Annotated in this window: 20 protein-coding genes and 2 pseudogenes; 9 read left to right on the top strand and 13 right to left on the bottom strand. The window is 59.8% G+C overall.

Annotation, left to right across the window (positions count from 1 at the left end; all coding sequences use genetic code 11):
- Positions 1 to 16 precede the first annotated feature (16 nt).
- Positions 17 to 1024 (top strand): XdhC family protein, encoded by a 1008-nt coding sequence (locus AB4Y40_RS37975; protein WP_368692226.1) that lies wholly within the window; start codon positions 17 to 19, stop codon positions 1022 to 1024.
- Between the two features lie 163 nt (positions 1025 to 1187).
- Here the strand turns inward: AB4Y40_RS37975 and AB4Y40_RS37970 are convergent, their stop codons facing one another.
- The gene (locus tag AB4Y40_RS37970) at positions 1188 to 1823 is read right to left on the bottom strand and encodes a TetR/AcrR family transcriptional regulator (protein WP_368692225.1); all 636 of its coding nucleotides are present in this window, start codon (positions 1821 to 1823) and stop codon (positions 1188 to 1190) included.
- 93 nt (positions 1824 to 1916) lie between these two features.
- Between AB4Y40_RS37970 and AB4Y40_RS37965 the strand changes: the two genes are divergently transcribed.
- From AB4Y40_RS37965 to AB4Y40_RS37935, 7 genes and pseudogenes are all read left to right on the top strand, one after another.
- Positions 1917 to 2690, top strand: coding sequence for an SDR family oxidoreductase (locus AB4Y40_RS37965; protein ID WP_368692224.1), 774 nt, complete (start codon positions 1917 to 1919; stop codon positions 2688 to 2690).
- 237 nt (positions 2691 to 2927) lie between these two features.
- Positions 2928 to 3110, top strand: coding sequence for a hypothetical protein (locus AB4Y40_RS37960; RefSeq protein ID WP_368692223.1), 183 nt, complete (start codon positions 2928 to 2930; stop codon positions 3108 to 3110).
- Positions 3111 to 3159: 49 nt separating this feature from the next.
- Positions 3160 to 3837, top strand: coding sequence for a hypothetical protein (locus tag AB4Y40_RS37955; RefSeq protein WP_368692222.1), 678 nt, complete (start codon positions 3160 to 3162; stop codon positions 3835 to 3837).
- A gap of 11 nt (positions 3838 to 3848) precedes the next feature.
- Positions 3849 to 4124, top strand: coding sequence for a hypothetical protein (locus AB4Y40_RS37950; protein ID WP_342923770.1), 276 nt, complete (start codon positions 3849 to 3851; stop codon positions 4122 to 4124).
- 15 nt (positions 4125 to 4139) lie between these two features.
- Positions 4140 to 4319, top strand: coding sequence for a hypothetical protein (locus AB4Y40_RS37945; protein WP_368692221.1), 180 nt, complete (start codon positions 4140 to 4142; stop codon positions 4317 to 4319).
- 284 nt (positions 4320 to 4603) lie between these two features.
- Positions 4604 to 5743 (top strand): annotated as a pseudogene (locus AB4Y40_RS37940) (2-isopropylmalate synthase); the annotation flags it as partial.
- Between the two features lie 133 nt (positions 5744 to 5876).
- Positions 5877 to 6971, top strand: a complete 1095-nt coding sequence (locus AB4Y40_RS37935; RefSeq protein ID WP_368692220.1) for a branched-chain amino acid aminotransferase — start codon at positions 5877 to 5879, stop codon at positions 6969 to 6971.
- A 618-nt stretch (positions 6972 to 7589) separates the two neighbouring features.
- Here AB4Y40_RS37935 and AB4Y40_RS37930 read toward each other — a convergent pair.
- The 9 genes and pseudogenes from AB4Y40_RS37930 to AB4Y40_RS37890 form a co-directional block, all read right to left on the bottom strand.
- Positions 7590 to 9129 (bottom strand): IS3 family transposase gene (locus AB4Y40_RS37930; RefSeq protein WP_368692219.1). Its coding sequence is split into 2 segments (ribosomal slippage): positions 7590 to 8498 and positions 8500 to 9129, totalling 1539 coding nucleotides; the frame shifts between segments, so codons are not numbered across the junction.
- Positions 9130 to 9558: 429 nt separating this feature from the next.
- Positions 9559 to 10467: a LysR family transcriptional regulator gene (locus tag AB4Y40_RS37925; RefSeq protein ID WP_368692218.1), complete on the bottom strand. Its 909-nt coding sequence runs from the start codon at positions 10465 to 10467 to the stop codon at positions 9559 to 9561.
- Between the two features lie 119 nt (positions 10468 to 10586).
- On the bottom strand, positions 10587 to 11579 hold the full coding sequence (iolG, locus tag AB4Y40_RS37920; RefSeq protein ID WP_368692217.1) for an inositol 2-dehydrogenase: 993 nt from the start codon (positions 11577 to 11579) through the stop codon (positions 10587 to 10589).
- Positions 11580 to 11634: 55 nt separating this feature from the next.
- Positions 11635 to 11928: a hypothetical protein gene (locus AB4Y40_RS37915; protein WP_368692216.1), complete on the bottom strand. Its 294-nt coding sequence runs from the start codon at positions 11926 to 11928 to the stop codon at positions 11635 to 11637.
- Positions 11929 to 12019: 91 nt separating this feature from the next.
- Positions 12020 to 12823, bottom strand: a complete 804-nt coding sequence (locus tag AB4Y40_RS37910; RefSeq protein ID WP_368692215.1) for an SDR family NAD(P)-dependent oxidoreductase — start codon at positions 12821 to 12823, stop codon at positions 12020 to 12022.
- A 122-nt stretch (positions 12824 to 12945) separates the two neighbouring features.
- A complete protein-coding gene (locus AB4Y40_RS37905) occupies positions 12946 to 13230 on the bottom strand; it encodes a YciI family protein (RefSeq protein WP_133188019.1) in 285 nt (94 codons plus the stop codon).
- An 83-nt stretch (positions 13231 to 13313) separates the two neighbouring features.
- Complete coding sequence (locus tag AB4Y40_RS37900; protein WP_368692214.1) at positions 13314 to 14378, bottom strand: maleylacetate reductase; 1065 nt, start codon at positions 14376 to 14378, stop codon at positions 13314 to 13316.
- Positions 14365 to 14715 carry a Dabb family protein gene (locus tag AB4Y40_RS37895; RefSeq protein ID WP_368692213.1) on the bottom strand — a complete coding sequence of 117 codons (351 nt, stop codon included), beginning with the start codon at positions 14713 to 14715 and terminating at the stop codon, positions 14365 to 14367. The genes AB4Y40_RS37900 and AB4Y40_RS37895 overlap by 14 nt, the downstream gene beginning before the upstream one ends.
- Positions 14712 to 15589 (bottom strand): annotated as a pseudogene (locus AB4Y40_RS37890) (intradiol ring-cleavage dioxygenase). The gene AB4Y40_RS37895 and the pseudogene AB4Y40_RS37890 overlap by 4 nt, the downstream one beginning before the upstream one ends.
- A gap of 308 nt (positions 15590 to 15897) precedes the next feature.
- On the opposite strand from AB4Y40_RS37890, the gene AB4Y40_RS37885 reads away from it, so the two are divergent.
- Entirely contained in the window at positions 15898 to 16821 is a 924-nt protein-coding gene (locus tag AB4Y40_RS37885) for a LysR family transcriptional regulator (RefSeq protein WP_368692212.1), read from the top strand.
- Positions 16822 to 16945: 124 nt separating this feature from the next.
- Here AB4Y40_RS37885 and AB4Y40_RS37880 read toward each other — a convergent pair whose 3' ends face one another.
- From AB4Y40_RS37880 to AB4Y40_RS37870, 3 genes are read right to left on the bottom strand one after another with little or no spacing between them, the layout of a single operon-like run.
- Positions 16946 to 17932, bottom strand: a complete 987-nt coding sequence (locus AB4Y40_RS37880) for an ABC transporter permease (RefSeq protein ID WP_254319691.1) — start codon at positions 17930 to 17932, stop codon at positions 16946 to 16948.
- Between the two features lie 12 nt (positions 17933 to 17944).
- Positions 17945 to 18955, bottom strand: coding sequence for an ABC transporter permease (locus AB4Y40_RS37875; protein ID WP_368692211.1), 1011 nt, complete (start codon positions 18953 to 18955; stop codon positions 17945 to 17947).
- Complete coding sequence (locus tag AB4Y40_RS37870) at positions 18948 to 19322, bottom strand: ATP-binding cassette domain-containing protein (protein ID WP_368692210.1); 375 nt, start codon at positions 19320 to 19322, stop codon at positions 18948 to 18950. The genes AB4Y40_RS37875 and AB4Y40_RS37870 overlap by 8 nt, the downstream gene beginning before the upstream one ends.
- Between the last annotated feature and the right edge of the window lie 110 nt (positions 19323 to 19432).

Below are 19432 nucleotides of genomic sequence, written 5' to 3'. Positions count from 1 at the left end.
CTGAAGGAACATGAGCATGAACAGTGTTGATTTCGAGGTGCTGGAAACAACGATGCGCTGGCTCGATGCAGGTCATCGGATGCTGCTTGTGACGGTTGTGAAAACGTGGGGTTCGTCACCTCGCCCGGAGGGGGCGATGCTGGTCCTGCGCGCCGACGGTCACGTGGTGGGCTCGATTTCGGGCGGCTGCATCGAAGATGACCTCATCGACCAGGTGCGTCGGCACGGCGTCGCGCAAAGGACCCCGGAAGTGGTCGAATATGGCATTAGCGCCGAGGAGGCACGCCGTTTTGGGCTGCCTTGCGGAGGTACGATGCAACTCGTGCTCGAGCCGATTACGCGGCAAAGCGGCATTCAGGCCTTGCACGAAGCGCTCAGTCGCGGCGAACTGGTGGCGCGCACGCTAGACATGTCAACGGGTGCAGCCACACTCGGGCCAGCGAGGACGACTGACGGTGTGTACTTCAACGAGACGCGTTTGACGACGATTCACGGGCCACGCTACCGTATGCTCGTGATTGGCGCGGGACAGCTATCGCGCTACTTGTGCCAGGTCGCGACAGGGCTCGATTATCAGGTGGTGGTGTGCGACCCGCGCGAGGAGTACGTGTACACATGGGATGTACCCGGCACGAAACTCGTGCGCACCATGCCCGACGATACGGTCCTGGATATGAGACTCGACGAACGCAGTGCACTCATTACACTCACGCACGATCCTAAACTGGACGATCTTGCGCTGATGGAAGCGCTGAAGACACCCGCGTTCTATGTCGGCGCGCTAGGCTCGCGGCGCAATAATGCTGCTCGGCGGGAGCGGCTTAAAGAGTTCGATCTGAGGGACGCAGAACTCGCACGGTTGCGCGGTCCGGCCGGGGTCTATATCGGCAGCCGCACGCCGCCCGAAATTGCGATATCGATTCTCGCAGAAGTGACGGCCGCGAAGAATAATGTGTTGCTACCGGCAATCCTCCGGGTCGAGCGTGGGAAGACGGCAAGGAGATCACGACTGGCACACCAATAACTGCGCTGGATCTCGCTGACGAGCGCCTGTCGATTTGGTAGTCTGTGAGACGACCTGGTTTCGCCGGAGCAACAGAGCGCCACCGGTGTCGCGATGTCGCCCGCCTCCGGGTGGCCGAATCCCATAGTTACCGCCGTGTCCTGTTTGGTGATAACCGGTTCGCTCACGAAACCGGCTTCTGGCGATGAACTGAGGGCGATGGCCACGCCGACAACGCAATATCAGCCAGCCGCTGCAATGTTTCCCTGCATGCCCCGTCACACGCTTGCGCCGACATGCCTTGCACCACTGCGCCATAAAAGCGTGCGAGCGCATCGGTGTCGGTATCGGGGGCAAGCTCGCCCTCAGCGACGGCACGGTCGAAGCGCGCCTTGATGGTCTGCAGCCCGAGTTCGCGCCTTGCGGCGACCGTCTGGGCGACAGACTCGCACTTTTCGGCGTGTTGGAGAACAGCAGTCGAAACCATGCAGCCGCGCGGCCTTCCCGCGGCGGTAAAGCGCGTCGCCGCATCGTGCAGGTAGAACGCTATTGCATCGTGGGCCGGCATCTTTCCACCTAGCGCTTCCAGCGCCGCTTTGTTTTCACGCTCGCTGATATGGTCGAGCGCCTGTCTGTAAAGGTCTTCCTTGGAGCCGTACGTTGCGTAGAGGGATGGCGGCGGGATACCCATGGCCTCGGTCAGATCGGCGATCGAGGTACCCTCGTATCCATGCTCCCAGAACAGCCGGGCGGCGACGTCGAGTCCCACGTCGCGGTCCAGCAACCTCGGCCTGCCGCGTTTCCGGGCGGGTTCGCTCATTTTTATATCGAGTCCTATAAAAATCGTTGACAAGCATGTTTCGACGTTAATATTATAGCGACCACTACTAATTTAGTCAGGAAGGAGTGGTCGATGTCTGCAAAACTTTCAAACAAGGTGGCCCTTATTACGGGAGGCTCGCGTGGCATCGGGCGTGCTGTCGCGCTGGCATTTGCGAGAGAAGGGGCTGCGCTCATCGGCGTGCACTACGGCACCAATCGGGACGCGGCGAACGCCACCATCCGTGAAATCGAAGCGCTCGGATCGAAAGCGGTCGCTATCGAAGCGGACCTGAATCGCGGGAAGGAAGCAACGGACAGTATCTGGGATCAGTTCAAGGCAGCCGCGATCGGCGCCATAGGCGAACCCCGGCTAGACATTCTCGTCAACAACGCTGGCGTGGCACCGGCCATCCCCCTGTCTCAGACGAGTGAATCAGTATTCGACGAGGTCCTGACGATCAACTTCAAGGCACCGTTCTTCCTGATTCAGGCTATTGCAGATCACATCCGCGACAATGGACGAATTATCAACGTTTCGACGGGTTTTACGCGTGTCGCGGCTCCAACGCATCCCGCTTATGCCGCGTCGAAAGGTGCCATTGAAACGCTGACGCTGGCGCTTGCCCCCGAGTTCGGTCCTCGTGGTATCACGGTGAATGCGGTCATGCCGGGCGTGACGGAGACCGACATGAATGCGGCGTGGATCAAGGTACCGGAGGCACGTGCCGGCGCAGAGGCCATGTCGGTGTTCTCGCGAGTGGGTCAACCTGTCGATGTGGCTGACGTCGTCACCTTCCTCGCGTCGAATGAGGCACGCTGGACGACGGGGCAGGTGATCGACGCGACGGGCGGTGCGCGGCTCTAAGCATTCCGCTCCCCTGATAAAAAGGCTGCACCAGGATAAACCGGACAAGAAGGGGCGGGCGTATCCGTTAGGTGTACTTTTAATGGGAAGAATGGTACGCCTCGCATGTATCCGCATGCTGCTACCGAAAGCAAAGCATTTTGGTGGTCCGCATGCGGCGACTGCATCGTAAAAGCCGGTTCGCGCGCGTCCTGTTCGGGGCTGTGAAATATTTCGCGCACTGCGGAGGTGATCAACATGAAAACTTCCCGCTTGCTGCTCGCCGGCGCCGCGGTCTTTGCGGCGGGAGCCGCTCTGCAATTCGTGTGGCCGCTCCTGCAACCGGAGTCTTATCATCACTTCGCCGACGAGCGTTCCCTGGGCACGCTGCCCAACGCATCGGACGTACCGTTACGCGCCACCCGCTCGAGCAAACCGTGACGGCGCATTTGCCTCAACGTACACACACATCTTTTCTGTCGATTGGGTCATGCCGATCAGGTTGCCGGCGATCGAACCTGATATGCACCCGGCATCGAAAACGCACATCCTCGCTGAATCGCGCGTAACGCGGGATGCGCAACGACTTGATGTGACCGGGTTCGATATCTACGACACCGTACGAAGCGCAGCGCGAGGATCGCGAGTACTCTTTCATCAAGCTTCACGGCAATGCTGCGGAATGGCCGAAAGCCGATTCAGGTTCATAGCTGGTAGTTCGCTCAGCCCGATCACGCCGGCGCCGTTCATCGGCGGCCGGCCGGGGAACATGACTTCCATGGAGCATGTGATGGCAATCAGACCACGTTGGAAAACGCTGTTGTCTCTAATATTCCTGTCGCTGGCAATGATGGGGAGTGTCGCGCGAGCGCAGGGCATTCCCATCGTCACCGGACAGCAATGGATGGCGTCAACGGATGCGGAGAAGAAAGCCTATCTCGTCGGCATTGCGAATCTGCTGGATATTGAGCGTGCCTATGCCGGCAATACGGTAAACAGCAACGATATCGCGCAACGCTTCGGCAAAGGCATGCAGGGCCAGACGCTCGACAGCGTACGCCAGGGTCTGGACAGCTACTACACGGCGAACCCCACAATGATCCAGCATCCGGTGATCGAGACCCTTTGGTTCCAGATGGTCGTACCGGGCCAGAACAAGAGTCAATGAGGGCGAAGATCATGAAACGACTGGGATGGATCGCAAGCATCGTCGGGCTCATTGCCATGACAGGTTGCACGAATATGACCCCGCGCGAGCAGGGCGCCGTGAGCGGTGCGGCGCTTGGCGCCGGTGCGGGCGCGGGCATCGCGGCGATCGCCGGTGGCAACGCGTGGACAGGTGCGCTCATCGGCGGCGCTGCGGGTGCGGTGGCAGGCGACATACACGGTGCCCGTCAGCCAACCTGGCAGCAGCCGCCATGGCAGCAACCAGGCTGGCAGCAGCCACGCTGGTAGCGGGCCGCGCGCACGGTGTTCTATGAGACCGCGCCGAAGCTGGCCATGGGCTGGAGCGACGAACACCCGCACCGGTTGATCATCCGCGGATGGCGTTACGGTGGACATCGCGACGGTCCGTTCCAATTCTTCGACGGCCCAGACACCCAGTCGCTGGTGGCGTTTGGCCTGCACGAGCATGAGCGCTTTCGTTAGTCGAGTACTGTTTTGGCTGCACGTGTGACATTGCCGCGCGAGTGGTTTCTCGAGATGATCCGCAAACGGGCAAGCGCTGCGCGGGACCGGTGAGCGTTGTGTTGCCTTGCACGTTGGCCGTGCGACTGGATCCTCAAAGTCGCGGGTTGACCCCAGGTTCACCTGAAATATCGTTGGCTATAATCGCGAACGGTCGGGCGCTGTGATCCAGCGTTCCGGCAAGCGGGAAAGGTTACCCCCCATTCCCTCATCGATGCAGTTGCCGATCGCTACCGGAGACTGGCATGGCAGAACAACTCATCATTTTCGATACCACCTTGCGGGATGGAGAGCAGTCGCCGGGTGCGTCGATGACAAAAGAAGAAAAACTCCGCATTGCGAGGCAACTCGAGCGTATGCGGGTCGACGTGATCGAAGCGGGCTTCGCAGCGAGCTCCGAGGGCGATTTCCAGGCAGTGCGCGCAATCGCAAGCGAAGTGAAAGACAGCATTATCTGTTCTCTCGCACGCGCGAACGAGCGTGATATTTCACGTGCGGCCGAAGCGCTGCGGCCAGCCAGTCGTTTTCGCATCCATACCTTTCTCGCGACATCGCCGCTGCACATGGAGAAAAAGCTCCGTATGTCGCCCGACCAGGTGTACGAGCAGGCGCGTCGCTCCGTGCGTCAGGCGCGCAGTTTCACCGATGACGTCGAGTTCTCGCCAGAAGACGCTAGTCGCTCAGACATGAACTTTCTCTGCCGGGTGCTGGAGGGTGTGATTGCCGAAGGCGCGACTACGATCAACGTACCCGATACCGTTGGCTATGCCATGCCGGAAGGTTATGCAGCACTGATCCGCGAACTACGCGAGCGCATTCCAAATTCGGACCGGGCGGTTTTTTCGGTGCACTGTCACGATGATCTCGGCCTCGCCGTAGCGAACTCGCTAGCCGCGGTCAAATCGGGCGGCGCAAGGCAGATCGAGTGCACGATCAACGGACTGGGCGAACGGGCAGGGAATACGGCGCTCGAGGAAGTCGTCATGGCAGTCAAGACCCGGAGAGATCATTTCGACCTCGACGTGCGCGTCGATACGAGCCAGATCGTCGCCGCTTCACAGCTGGTCTCGGAGATTACCGGATTTGCAGTGCAGCCCAACAAGGCGGTCGTTGGCGCTAACGCATTCGCTCATGCGTCCGGCATCCACCAGGACGGTGTGCTCAAAGCGCGCGATACGTACGAAATCATGCGGGCGGAAGACGTAGGCTGGAGCGCAAACAGGATCGTGCTCGGGAAGCTTTCTGGTCGAACCGCCTTCAAACAGCGCCTGCGTGAGCTTGGCGTCATGATGGACAGCGATACAGAATTGAATGCAGCGTTCGCGCGCTTCAAGGCTCTCGCCGATCGTGAGGCCATCGTTTCCGATGTCGCGCTGCTTGCCCTGGCACGTCCGGGCGAGGGCGTGAATTCCGGCAGCGCGCATCGATAACGGTCAGCGACCAAGGCTTTCACGTCACAGACCGCCGGACTGCAGGAACCCTGCGACCGCGTTATTTTCGTCATTGCTCGAAGAAACCATGAATACTGAAACAACTGTCCAGTTTGCTATTTCGCCCAGCACGACACCTACCCCACGCGATGAGATCACCGCGAGCATTGCCAACCCGGTATTCGGTCGCGTGTTCACCGATCACATGGCGACTGTCCGATGGACCAATACCCTTGGCTGGCACGATGCGAAAGTTGAGCCGCGCCGGCCGTTTCAGATTGACCCCGCCTGTGCTGTCCTGCACTACGCGCAGGAGATTTTTGAGGGCATGAAAGCCTATCGCGGCGACGACGGCTCGATCTCGCTTTTCAGGCCTTACGAGAATGCCAGGCGGTTTCGCGCGTCGGCAGCGCGCATGTCCATGGCGGAACTCCCCGAAACACTCTTTGCCGGCGCAGTGGATGCGCTCGTGAAGATCGATCGGGACTGGGTTCCTGGCGGCGATGGCAGTTTGTACCTTCGGCCTTTCATGTTTGCAACGGAGAGTTTTCTCGGGGTGCGCGCCGCCAACGAGTATCTGTTCTGTGTTATCGCTTCGCCCGTTGGGCCGTATTTCAAGGCGGGTAAGACAGCGGTCACTGTTTGGGTGTCCGACCAATACACCCGAGCGGCACCAGGTGGAACAGGCGCGGCCAAGTGCGGCGGAAATTATGCCGCCAGCCTGATTGCGCAAACCGAGGCGGCAGCGAAAGGCTGCGACCAGGTCGTGTTCCTCGACGCTGCGGAACACAAATGGATCGAAGAACTGGGCGGCATGAACGTGTTCTTCGTGATGGACGACGGCTCCCTGCGTACCCCTCCGCTGTCGGGCACCATCTTGCCCGGTATTACGCGTGCTTCCATTATTGAGCTGGCCAGACAGGAAGGCATCACAGTCTCCGAAGAGCCTTATGCATTTGCATCGTGGCAAGCCGATGCGATCAGCGGTCGCGTCAAGGAGGCCTTCGCCTGTGGTACGGCGGCGGTTGTGACGGCCATCGGAGAAGTTCGTCACGCGGCGGGCGAATTCAAGATCGGCGATGGTGGCGAAGGACCTGTCACACAACGAATTCGCACTACGCTCACCGGTATTCAGCGCGGCAAAATTGCTGACCCATTCGGCTGGATCCACAAGGTGTCTTAAGCGATTTTCCTGGGACATGTGTGTAGGCATGCGAACCATCTCTCGCGGTTTGACGCCTGTGCCGACGACAGGGCCAATCCAACCCACTCAACACTGACGATCGATCGCGCGCACGCCCTGCGCGCTTCGATGCGCTCTTCCTTTCCCGGCCGCCTGGCCGGCCCCCCGGCGTGTACCGACGGTTTTGACGCGCCAATGTTCAGATCAATCTGCTGCAAAGTGGCAATCGTCGATGGCCACAACGAAAACAGGCGTTTCCGACTCGTTGACACAGCGACTTTGCGCCTAAGATGAATTTCGATGCGCACAAGCTGGTGCAGGCCCCCAATTGGCGGGAGCCAGAACGCAGCGCGCGGATCGACGCCAACAAGTGTTTTCATCAAGGGTGCGAGCGTGCGTGCGGCGGGCGCCTGTCGTGCGACAGCAATGACGCACGGGTGCGCGACGGAGATCATTGCGCTGGCGACGTCTGGCCGGGCTGGCTGGTCGGCCTCGCTTCGCCATGGTTGCAGCAGTCTGCCAGCTTGCCAGCGCTCAAAAACACGACATCTGTATTTAGCGGAAACACGACATCTGAACTTGGGACTCAGGGGGTGCGGCGCAATTCTTGGACTGGGTTCATGTCGTCAGCCCGAGGCTCTCCCGGTATTCAATCGGACTGAGTGCGCCAAGGGAGATCTTGATCCGTTTCTCGTTGTACCAGCGAATGTACGAGTCAACGACCTCAATGAACTGGTCGGTGCTGACGGTCTGCCAGTCCCGAGAGTAAAACAGTTCCGTTTTCAGTCGTCCGAAGAAGCCTTCGCACGCCGCGTTGTCGGGCGAGCAGCCCTTGCGCGACATTGAGCGAATCAGCCTGGCCTCACGTATCCGGGTAAGCCAGCCTGGCCAGCGATAATGCGCACCGCGATCTGAATGGACCACAGGTCGGTTGCCGCTACTACCGATTGCTTCGATGGCGGCATCGAGCATCGTATTCACAAGCTCGGCGTCGGGTCGCGTACTGATCGACCAACTGATCACCAGTCCATCGAAACAATCGATGACCGGAGACAGATAGACTTTACCGGCGGGAATCTGGAACTCCGTGATGTCTGTGAGCCACTTTTCATTCGGTGCGGCGGCCCGGAAGTCCCGGTTGATAAGATTATCTGGAGCTGGACCTATTTCGCCGGCGTAGGAGCCGTATCGACGTCGCCTCGTTGTGGCCGCGCTTAGCTGCTCCTGCTTCATCAAGCGCCGCACGACCTTCTCCGAGATGAAGACTTTCTGCCTGCCAAGTGCCGCGCGCACCCGTCGATATCCGTAGCATCGGTGGTTCAGTTCAAAAATATCTGCGATGGCACGGCGTACACCCGCATACTTGTCGGCAGCCTGTATTCGCGCCCGGTGATAGAAGTAGGAGCTGCGGGCGAGCCCCAGTTCAGCCAAAAGCTCCGGCAACGTGTACGTCTGTTTCAGGGCATCAACCAGCGCCGTCTTCTCCCGATTCGTCAGGAGTTGCGGGTCGATGCCCAGGCCTTTTTTTTAATATTTCATTGGCCTTCTTCAGGATGTCGTGTTCAATCTGGAGCTTCCGGATGTCTCGTCGGAGTGACTCGACTTGCTGTTCCAGCGTCGTTTTCTCGGAGCTCTGCGGCGGATCGTTGCGGCGTGTCATGGCTGAAGCAACCTCCTGACCGAGTAACCGATCTCTCCAGTTGTACAACGTTGGACGGCTCACGCCAATCCTTTTAGCAACTTCCTCGGCGCTTTCTCGCCGAGTGCACAGATCGATGACCGCTATCTGCCTGAGCTCTGGTGTATGCCGAATACCCGAAGTTCTCCCGAGAACGCGTTTCTTTCGCTCAGGATGCAGCTCGTCGAGCCAGGCGACGAGCGTCCCGCGCACCGGATATCCCAGGGCCTTTGTCGTTGCAGCCAGACACTGGCCATGGCTCATATAGTGGTCTGTGGCCGCCTTCTTTTGTTCCACCGAATAGCGCGGCCTCAAGCAGATACGTTCCTTCGGCAAATCCAGACATCGCTCGTACGTGTGATACCAACGTTCGAGAGATTTCGTTGTGGGATAGCCTAATTGACGAACGGTCGCGGTGAGGCGCTTCCCAAGTTTCAAGTAGAGCTTGACTGCTCGGATGCGGTCTTCATATGAATACATGGACTAGCTCCTAATAGTCCAAGAATTGCGCCGCACCCCCGAACCGGACATTTCAAAAAAGCCGTAACACGTAAAACTGCGATAAATTATATTATGTTAAATGCGATACACCATTCTTAGAGCGAGCGTCTCGGCTCCCATTTTGGCGGTCGATGCGATCTCAGACAGCCTGGCCCCACCAGTTTCACCAATGCAGAAGTTGGACTTGTGTCGACACCATCAAATAACACTCCCCCTCGATCCATTGCCTGCGCGAGCTGGCCCAAGACGCCTCCAGGAATGCGAAACTGGCTATTTGAAGGCGCGCGTCGATGCAGTCCCTGATCGAGCCGGCGATAAAGAGTCCGCGGCCGCACCGTGCCGTCCACCGCTTTGAATATCATCGTCCCCTGAATCTCGTCGCGAACTTACCGACGCGAAGACGACTGATCAGTCGAGCGCCCCTTCTGCGGCTAGCGCAACCAACGTATCGACAACGTGCCGGACTTTTGGCCGGAGATGCGCCATTTTCGGCCATACAACGTGCACGTCGATGAGGTCCTTCGACACCTTGTCGAGCACCGAAACGAGTGTTCCACCCTTCAAGCCCGGTCGGAGCAGCGACATCGGCATCTGGCAGATTCCGAGTCCGGACAACGCGGCGTCGATAATGGTATCGCCGTCACTTATCTGATGAGTGGGAGGCGGAGAGATGCGCCGCGATTCCCCATCTGTGTTGACGCGCCATGAAAGCGGCTGCCCTCTGCGATACCCCACAATGCACGAATGGTTCTGCAGATCATCGACCGTCTTCGGAGTGCCCTTCCGTTTGAGATACTCTGGCGCTGCCGCGATGACCATTCGCTGGCTCGCCAAACGGCGCGCGACGAGGCCACTTGAACTTTGCAGCTCTCCAAATCGCACTACGAGGTCGACGCCCTCCTCGATCGGGTCGATGATGTGGTCGGAGAAGGTCATCGTGAACTGGAGATCGGGGTGCTCCCGGCCGATCTTGAGAAGGATCGGAACCAGCACACGTCGACCGAACGCCGCAGGCATATCAATGCGCAGGCGGCCCACCGGTCGTTGCTGTCCTGGCCCGAGGGCGGCTTCGGCCGCCGAAATTTCGTCCAGCGCCGCGGAGCACGCCGCAAAGTAAGCCTCGCCATCGGCGGTCAACGCGATGCTTCGCGTCGTCCGGTGAAAAAGCTTGGCGCCAAGGCGCTCCTCCAGCTTGGCAATGGACTTGCCAACGGCTGACTTGGTCAGCCCGAGCTGGTCAGCAGCGTCCGTAAAGCTGCGCGATTTGGCAGCGGCTACGAAAATCGCAACGCCGCTGAAGGTTTCCGGTTGCGCCATGAAATCGCCCTAAATGGAGAGGTAACCTCTCCATTTAGGGCACAGGTCGCCCCGTTGTCAACTTTTCTTCAACGGGTGACGCGGACGCCGGCTTCGCCATTCGCCCGCGGTCACGGCCTTCAGATCCGGACTGCGCGGCCGCTCTGCGCAGCCTCGAGCGCGCAATTGGCGATGTGAAGCGCCCTGATGCCGTCGCGTGGAGTCGCGGGCATTGCGGTGCCGCTCTGCAATGCGTCGATGAAGGCATTGAGCTCGACACGATACGAATCCGCGTGGCGCTCCAGAAAGAAGTTGAGCAGCGGATCGCGCGCCTCGGTGGCGCCGCTGGTCCAGCGACGCAGACTCGACGGGCGATGGTTCTCGTTCAGAACCATGCCCTTCGAACCGAATACCTCCACGCGCTGATCGAAGCCGTAGACGGCCTGTCTCGACCCGTTGATATGACATTGTTTTCCGGATGCTGTACGCAACAGCACCATTACGCTGTCGAAGTCTGGAATCTCGTCCAGGCCCGGATCAACCAGGCGGTTACCCATCGCCATCACCTCGACGGGGTCCTCGCCCAGCAGCCAGCGAGCGGTATCGAAGTCGTGGATGGTCATATCGCGAAAGATCCCGCCAGAGTGGCGAAGATATTCGCGCGGCGCGAGGCCGGGGTCGCGGCTCGTGATGACGACCTGACGAACGTCACCCACTTCGCCGTCACGGATCGCCTTTTTCAGGGCCATTGCGTCGGGATCGAAGCGCCTGTTGAAAGCGAGCATCACCTTGCCCTGCAGTCGTTCGATCTCCTCCACGGCGGCAAGCGCCCGGTCGATGTCGAGGTCGATCGGCTTCTCGCAGAGAACGGGTTTTCCGAGCCGGACAGCGCGCAGCGTGAGGTCGATATGGGTGTCAGTCGGCGTACCGATGATGACCGCATCAACGTCTTCGCGATCGACCGCTGCTCCACAGTCGAGGCTGAAATCACAGCCGAGCGAACTCGCCAGCTCTGCAACCGCAGCCTCGTTGGGATCCGCAACAACGACGAGTTTAAGACGACGGTCTGCTGCAACGTTTGCAGCGTGGATTTTTCCGATGCGGCCCGCACCAAGGACAGCAATTCGCAACATACAAGTCTCCTGTGTCCAACCACGCGCCTGTGCGACGCGCTATTTATTGCAAACGTCAATTTTCAGAGGTAGCAACGGTCGTTCGGCGCGACGGCGAACCTGCACATTCAGGTTGCAGCAACCTCTGAACGTAGGGATGCTCTGGCCTGTTCGGGCCATCCGGTGCAAACTCCCGGCTCAACCGAAGGATATCCACGACACCATATTCCCAGATATCCGGCCCTTGCTCTCCGCGCGCCTCTGCGATTTCGATCGCCAGGCGATGGGCGTAGCTGCGCTCCCTTAGCAGCATGGCAAGCGCCTCCGCGAGAATGCTGCGGTCCTGGGTAGACATTGACGAACCAGACATATCTTCTCCTGCTACCTTTCGGTTTCCCTCATAGGGCGCGGGAACGCACGCCAAGACCGTACCAGCTCTGCGGCTGCGCGCGCCCCCGTCCTCAGATGAGGCTTCGAATGCTGCCGCCATCGACGCCCCACACCGCCGACGTTACGAACGAAGCGAGGTCCGAAGCGAGGAACACGATCACGTTCGCCACCTCTTCCGGCGTACCCAGTCGGTTCAACGGGAGCTGGCGCAGGGAGAGCTCATGCTCCACGGCTTCACGCGGCGCCATGCCGTGGAACTTGCCCATCGTGTCCGCGAAGCCACCTTCCTTGGTCCAGAACGGCGTCCATACGGGTCCGGGGGCAACCGCATTGACGCGGATCCGGGGCGCCTCCGCACGCGCCAGCCCCTTGGTCAGGGCAAGTACAGCCGCCTTCGATGCGGAATAATCGATGGGAACAGGCTCCGGCTGTCGAGCCAGGTCCGATGCGTTATTGATGATGACGGCCTTTTCCCGCGAGCGAAGTGCGGGAAGCAGATGGCGGCATGCACGCACGTAACTCATGAAATTGAGGTTCAGGGTGAAATCCCAGTCCTCGTCCGAGAGTTCCTCGAATGTCCGGACCTTGCCTGCACCGACATTGTTCACGAGCACGTCGATCTGCCCGCCATACGGCCGCAGTACCGAATCAATCCCTTCCGAGACACCGTTGGCTTTCGAAAGGTCGGCCTGCGCGATGTTCACGTTGCTGCCCATCGCCCGAAGTTCCGCCTGGACCTCCTCGAGTGCGCCACCATCGATATCCACCAGGCACAGGCGTGCCCCCTCCTTCGCGAAGGCAACTGCCGTTGAGCGGCCGATGCCTTTCGCAGCGCCAGTCACGATGACGATCTTTCCATCAAGACCCGTTTGCATAATTGTCTCCTTTCCTATTTATAAGTAATCCTGCAGATTCGAGAAACTCTGGCATCGTTATGATCCATGCCACCACGCGGCGACCTACGCGCACCAGGCCGCCGTCATCCCTCAAGGCATGGCTAACGGTTATCCACGCGCTTGATGAATGGCCGAATATCGATCGATTTCCAGATCTTCGCCTTGTTGAACGGATCGTCCTTGACGAATGCCTCGATGTCAGCGATCTCCTCTGCCTCATAGAGGAAGAAGCTACCGATCATCGTCGTTCCGTCCGCTTTGGTCAGCGGACCGGAGATCAAGGTCTTCACCGGTGAAGTCTGCAGGTAGGCTTTGTGGGCGTCGTAGTGTTCGAGCCGGCGTTCGACGACGCCGTCGTGGTCAAGACAATAGACAGTGAAATGCATACTGCACCTCCAGAGATTCAAACGGCCGATGTGCTCATGCGCGACATCAATGCTGGCGCGGGCTGATGCTGGCCTGTGCCACCCTAGTGCGGGCTAACGCCGTCAAACGCATCCCGCAGCAAGGCGTGGATCGCTTCACGTTCGATCGGCCGCGGATTCCAGTACGGATTCGAGCTGGCGATTTCCGCTGCCTTTTCCACGTCCTCGACCTTCATCCCGATATCCTTCAGCGCGACCGGCGCGCCGTTGGCCTTCGCCAGTTCGTAGACGCCGACTGCTGCATCGTCGGCCCCGATGGCACGCGCAATGCGGGTCATCGCGTCAGGTGCAGCCTGCCTGTTGTATGCAAGCGCGTGCGGCAACACGATGGTGTGAGTTTGCGCGTGTGGAAGATTGAAGCTTCCGCCGAGCGTATGGCAGAGCTTGTGGTGTAGCGCCATACCGACATTCCCCAGAGCCGTCCCACACAACCATGCACCATACAGTGCCTGCGAACGGGCATTGATGTCGGTGGAGTTCGCAACGATGCCTGGCAGCGCACGCGCCAGCGATGCGATGCCCTCTTCGGCCATCAGGCTGATAACCGGATTCGCGTCGCGTGAATACAGCGCCTCTGCGGCGTGTGCGATGGCGTTGATGCCGCTCGTAACGGAGAGTCCAACGGGCAATGTCACCGTGAGGTCGGGATCGTAAATCACCGTTTTCGGAAGCACCCTGACGTCCGTTCCGGTCTTCTTCAGGCCGCCTTCGGTAATGCCATAGATCGCCGTCATCTCGCTACCGGCGTAGGTCGTGGGAATCGCCAGGATAGGAAGACCGGAATCCATCGCGATCGCCTTGCCGAGGCCGACCGTGGAGCCTCCGCCAACGGCGATCGCGCAATCCGCGTTCAGTTCCCGGGCCAACGCACGTGCTTCGCGAGCGAGTTCAATCGGCACATGCATCACAGCCTTGTCGAAAACGGCTGCCGTGCGGGCACCCAGCCTTGCGGCGACCATTTCGGCAGTCTCCCGCTGCTCCGGCGTGCAGAGAACGAGTGCACGTTCCGCGCCGAGTTCCAGGACTTCACGCTCGAGGTGCTGCAAGCTACCCGCGCCGAAAACTACACGGCCCGGTCGTGCCTGATAGATAAATTCAAGCTTTTGCATGTACGGGCTCCGCCTCCATCGTACGCATCGCGGCAGCATCAAATTCATAGTCGACCTGGAACCGTGCTGTCCGCACGTCGCCGAGTTCCGTCCGGACACGCAGATGCTCAGGATGAGACGCATACGCGTCCAACGCCTCGCGGGACTCAAACTCCGTCACGAGAACGGCGTCGCATGCGTAATCGACCCCGCTTGAGTCGATGCCGACCTCAAGATGACTCATTCCCGGAATTCGACCGCGCAGCCCTTCGAAACTTGTCTTCACAAGCTCCGACGTTGCCGCACGCTCAGCCTCCGTTTCACCGCGTACTCGCCACATAACGATATGCCGGATCATGCGATTGCCTCCGATGGATTGAGGATGAAATCGTAGTCGAGCGTGTACCACGGTACCTCGAATATCTTGCCGTCCGGTGCGATCCCGGGCTCGTGACGAACCCAGTCTGCGATCAGGGACGAGCGCACACCGAAGACCACGTCGGAATCGAGATACTGGTCGCCATCCCGGAACACGTGAGTGATCAGGGTCTCGTAGCCGGGCGCCTGAAGCATGAAATGCAGGCGGGGCGCCAGGGGTGGCGTCCGGTCGCGGCGAGCATCCGGCCGACCGGCCCATCGTGGGGAATCGGATAAGCTTCTGCGAGGATCGACCGAAAATGGAAATGCCCCTCGGCATCGGTCTGCAACCGCCCGCGAGCACGATGTTCCGTCGGTCCGTCGCCACTGTGCGTCTGGACGTCGTAGAAGCCGTCTTCGTCCGACTGCCACACGTCAAGCCACGCATTCGGCACGACTTCGCCATCTGCGCCGCGAACCTGGCCTTTCACGTAGCACGGCGCGCCATGTGCACCATTCGAGATGTCCTCGCCGTTCCTGTAGACCGGCGCCCCCTCGAGAAAGAACGGTCCGAATACCGTTGCCTCGGTGCAATTGGCCGGCTTGCTGTTGTTCTGAGCCGTCACCAGCATGGACAGGCCAAGCGTATCGGAAAGCAGGATGAATTCCTGGCGCCTGTCGTCGGTGATGTGACCGACCTCCGTCAGAAATGAAATAGCCTTGAACCACTCAGCCTCGGTCAGTTTCACCTCTCTCGCAAAAGCGTGAAGGTGCTGCACGAGGCTGGTCATGATGGTTCGCAGGCGAGCGTCTTCGCACTTGGCGAAGGATTCGATCACCGCGAGCGTGATGGTGTCTTCGTTGATATTGCGCATTTCAATTGTCTCCGGTGTGCGCTCTTGCAAGCGTCTTCCCGACAAAGTTAAAGCTTCGTTGCCGGAAATAAAATGCGCTCCGGCGAAATGACATTTCCTGGCGCCGGAAAAATGCCCCTGCGTCGCTTCCACAGATGGCAGCACTTCGCGTGACCCGTCGGCCCTTTTGCAGCAAGACTGTCGACCGCAGGTTGACAATCTGGCGACCTGCAGTGTGTTTATCCACCTCTGAAACTGGGTGATAGTGCGTCTGAACACGCTGAAAAAATCAGCCTTGATTGTTCCAGCACTATCAGATCGAGGAGACGATGGACCGCCTGACCCAGATTCAGTTGTTCGTGCTTACTGCGGACCTTGGCAGCTTGTCCAGGGCCGCTGAGCAACTCGATATGTCTAACGCTGCCGCGAGTCGCACGCTGAGTCTGCTCGAAGAGCAACTCGGCACGCGTCTGATTGAACGCACGACGCGACGAATGTGGCTCACCGACGCCGGCCGGGAATATCACCGGCGATGCGGGCTGGTGCTTTCCGAGCTGGCAGAGGCGGACTCGATCGCCGCCGATGAGAGCGTAAGTCCCCGAGGGGTACTTCGTGTCACGAGCTCCGTGTCGTTTGCGATGATGCATCTGGCGCCGGCGCTGCCTGACTTCTTGAAGCGCTACCCCAATCTGTCGGTCCAGTTGACCGCAGCGAACCAGTACCACAACTTCATCGAGGCTGGTATCGACATTGCCATCCGCACCAAGGAACACGAGGGAGATTCTGGAATCACTGTTCGACGGCTTGCCGAAACCCGACGTGTGCTCGCCGCGTCGCCTGACTATCTCTCGACGCACGGACGGCCGCAAACTCCACAGGACCTGGGGCAACACCGGATGCTGATCTACAGCCTGTCGGTTGACCCGCATCAGCTCCATCTGCGCCGCGGGGAGGACGAATGCACCGTATCCATCTCGAGCGCGCTCGATTCGAACGAAGGGCAGGTCATCGTGGCTGCCGGGCGGGCGGGTCTGGGCATCGTCATCCAGCCGATGTACATCATTCACGACGACATCGTCGCAGGACGACTCGTCCCCGTCCTGGAAGACTGGCAACTGCCAAAGCTCACGATCAATCTTGCCTACCAGAGCCGCCGATACCAGCCGGCAAAGATCCGGGTCTTCAGCGAATTTCTTGTCGAGCGCGTCAGGTCGCAGCAACTCGAGAAGCGCTGGATGACATTCGCCCCCTAAACCAGCAGTATCCGCACCATACCTTGGATTCGCAGACTCTCTGACGCGCAAGTCGCTTCCATACCAGAATGCCGACGTACGTTGCAGCACGCCGGCATTCTCACAACCGCCGGTTCGCACTCCGTCAGGCGCTCGCGCCTTTCGCGGAGCGGGCCCGGGCCAGGCGTGCCAACGGATTGGCCAGCACGCTGCCCAGACGGCCGTCGAGCAGCACGACCATCAGAAGAAGCAGACCATTGACCAACAGGATCTGGGTCGAGGTCGCATTGAGCAGGCCGAGACCGTTGTTGAGCACCGTGAGGATCAACACGCCAACTGCCACGCCAAGTGGCGACCCGATTCCCCCCTCAAGTGCCACGCCGCCCACAATGGCCGCTGACGCCGCCTGGAGCAGGATATTGCTGCCCATCGTTGCAGACGCGGTGGCAAGGCTGAGCGACAGCAGACCACCACCGAGCGCGGAAAGGCTTCCAGAGATCGCAAAGCCCACCGTCAGGGCAGCCCCGACCCGCGCGCCGCTCTGAACGGCAGCTTTCCGGTGTCCACCTGCTGCGTAGATGTCCCGACCGAGCGTGGTGAATCGCAAAAACAGCGATACGACCACATAGCAGAAGATGGTAATCAGGCTACGCGGGGAGAAGATGCCGAAGATGTTCTGATCCAGGAAGTCGCTCACATCCAGATTCGCCCAGCTCAAGACGCGCCCGCCCGCTAACCAGTAACCGACGCCCGTAAGGAACATCATCGAACCGACGGTTGTGACAAGCGACGAGACGCCAAGCCAGGGCAAAAGCGCCGCGTTCGCGATACCCACCACGATCCCGAAACAGACGGCATAGACCAGGCCAAGCACCGCACTATCGCCGCCAAACTTCACGGTGATCAGGCCCGCGACCGTCGCAAGCGCCGCCACACTGAGGTCGAACTCACCGGCGACCATCGTCACCGACAAGCCCAGCGCTACGATGCCGAGGAAAGCGAACGCCTGAAAAATCGCGTACAGGTTGGCCGCTGAGAAGAAGTGATCGACGGTCAGGCCGAAGTACACGGGCATGCCGATTAGCAGGACCGAACGAATCACAAGATTCAGAAGACGTTGAGATTGATTCATTTCGCTCTCCGCTTATTTCTTGCTGGGCCCGAGACGGGCGAGCAATGCACCGAACACGACCGCCCCCAGCACCACCATGCCCTTGACGACCAATTGATACTCGTAGCTCACGCCGCTCACGAGCAGGATGTTACTGATCACGGCGAGGAAGATGGCGCCGGTAACCGCGTCCGAGATCTGGCCACGTCCGCCCCGGATCGAGATGCCACCGACCAGAACTGCAGCGATTGCGTTGAAGTCGAGGTCGACTCCGTATGTGAGATTGCCTTGCGCCGACGACGATGCGATGAGCGACCCGGCAAGCGCCGCCGCCGCACCGGCAAATCCGTAGCAGAACAGGGTGGCCGCCATCAGGCGCAGACCCGCGATGCGAGCAACCTCCGAACGCATGCCAATGAGCCTGATCTCCCGTCCGATACGCGTCTTCTGGAGTATGAAACTCCCGATGATCACGAAAACGGCGAGCACGATGATCTGGGTCGGCAACCAGCCAAAGAGCTTGCCTTGACCAAGCCAGGTTGCATCGCCATTTCCGATGACGGTAAGGCCGCCGGTATAGAGCACGCCCGCGCCGAGAATGATGGAAGAGGTTGCGATCGTCGTGATGATCGGATTGGCCCGGCCCAGCGCGATGATGGCGCCCTGCACAATGCCTATCGCCAGGCCAGCAAGCACGACTGCGAGAACGGTTACGCCTAGCCCGAGGTGGATCAATGCAGCGAACATTACCGTTGAAACCGCAGCCGTCGCGCCCATCGAGAGCATGAACAGGTTGCCGCTCAGTGTGACGAGTGCCATCCCGACTGCACCGACTCCGACTGCGGCAACCGAGTACATCACCGACTGGACGTTGCCGAATTCGTTGAAGTGAGGAACGACGCCCGCTGCAACGATGATCAGCAATAGCGTTGCAACGCGGATAGAACCCGCATGAATACTCGTGCTGCCGAACAGTGCCGAAGCCCAGCGTCTATAGAATGTAGGAGAAGCCTGCATAGAGGGTTCAAGAGCGGTTTTATGCATGGCCAGCCTCCACGCGTTGAGTTCTGAACGAAGCGGGGCCACCCGCCGCTTCGCCCCCACCTGCGACGATGTCATGCAGGACCGTATCGCCATCGATTTCGTGCCGCGGCTTGCGACGAACCATCTGGCCTCGGAAAATCGTCACCACCGTATCCGCGAGTTCGAGGATTTCCTCAAGGTCGGTCGAGTAGAAAACCACGGCCAGGCCGTCGTCCGCCATCTTCCGCAGGGTCGAATAGATTTCGCTGCGTGCCCCGATATCCACACCGCGCGTCGGCTCGTTCAGCAGCAGGAGCTTCGGCGCGAGCGCCGCCGCCTTGGCGAGCGAAACCTTCTGCTGGTTTCCGCCGCTTAGAGGCCAGTTCAAAAAAAACCTTGATGGTCTGTTAACTTTCGCGGCGCGATGTTAACCTCAGTCGTCCAGAGAACGGAGACCGAGGGGATGCAAGCGCCGATCATTGACGACGAATTGTGGGC

Origin of the sequence: Paraburkholderia sp. EG287B (genome assembly GCF_040965595.1) — a bacterium.
Taxonomy (GTDB): Bacteria; Pseudomonadota; Gammaproteobacteria; order Burkholderiales; family Burkholderiaceae; genus Paraburkholderia.
This window is presented reverse-complemented; position numbering and strand designations above follow the sequence as displayed.

Coding starts and splice junctions, on each gene's coding strand:
- AB4Y40_RS37975 (WP_368692226.1), top strand. CDS start 17: ATGAACAGTGTTGATTTCGAGGTGCTGGAAACAACGATGCGCTGGCTC.
- AB4Y40_RS37970 (WP_368692225.1), bottom strand. CDS start 1,823: ATGAGCGAACCCGCCCGGAAACGCGGCAGGCCGAGGTTGCTGGACCGC.
- AB4Y40_RS37965 (WP_368692224.1), top strand. CDS start 1,917: ATGTCTGCAAAACTTTCAAACAAGGTGGCCCTTATTACGGGAGGCTCG.
- AB4Y40_RS37960 (WP_368692223.1), top strand. CDS start 2,928: ATGAAAACTTCCCGCTTGCTGCTCGCCGGCGCCGCGGTCTTTGCGGCG.
- AB4Y40_RS37955 (WP_368692222.1), top strand. CDS start 3,160: ATGCCGATCAGGTTGCCGGCGATCGAACCTGATATGCACCCGGCATCG.
- AB4Y40_RS37950 (WP_342923770.1), top strand. CDS start 3,849: ATGAAACGACTGGGATGGATCGCAAGCATCGTCGGGCTCATTGCCATG.
- AB4Y40_RS37935 (WP_368692220.1), top strand. CDS start 5,877: ATGAATACTGAAACAACTGTCCAGTTTGCTATTTCGCCCAGCACGACA.
- AB4Y40_RS37925 (WP_368692218.1), bottom strand. CDS start 10,467: ATGGCGCAACCGGAAACCTTCAGCGGCGTTGCGATTTTCGTAGCCGCT.
- iolG (WP_368692217.1), bottom strand. CDS start 11,579: ATGTTGCGAATTGCTGTCCTTGGTGCGGGCCGCATCGGAAAAATCCAC.
- AB4Y40_RS37915 (WP_368692216.1), bottom strand. CDS start 11,928: ATGTCTGGTTCGTCAATGTCTACCCAGGACCGCAGCATTCTCGCGGAG.
- AB4Y40_RS37910 (WP_368692215.1), bottom strand. CDS start 12,823: ATGCAAACGGGTCTTGATGGAAAGATCGTCATCGTGACTGGCGCTGCG.
- AB4Y40_RS37905 (WP_133188019.1), bottom strand. CDS start 13,230: ATGCATTTCACTGTCTATTGTCTTGACCACGACGGCGTCGTCGAACGC.
- AB4Y40_RS37900 (WP_368692214.1), bottom strand. CDS start 14,378: ATGCAAAAGCTTGAATTTATCTATCAGGCACGACCGGGCCGTGTAGTT.
- AB4Y40_RS37895 (WP_368692213.1), bottom strand. CDS start 14,715: ATGATCCGGCATATCGTTATGTGGCGAGTACGCGGTGAAACGGAGGCT.
- AB4Y40_RS37885 (WP_368692212.1), top strand. CDS start 15,898: ATGGACCGCCTGACCCAGATTCAGTTGTTCGTGCTTACTGCGGACCTT.
- AB4Y40_RS37880 (WP_254319691.1), bottom strand. CDS start 17,932: ATGAATCAATCTCAACGTCTTCTGAATCTTGTGATTCGTTCGGTCCTG.
- AB4Y40_RS37875 (WP_368692211.1), bottom strand. CDS start 18,955: ATGCATAAAACCGCTCTTGAACCCTCTATGCAGGCTTCTCCTACATTC.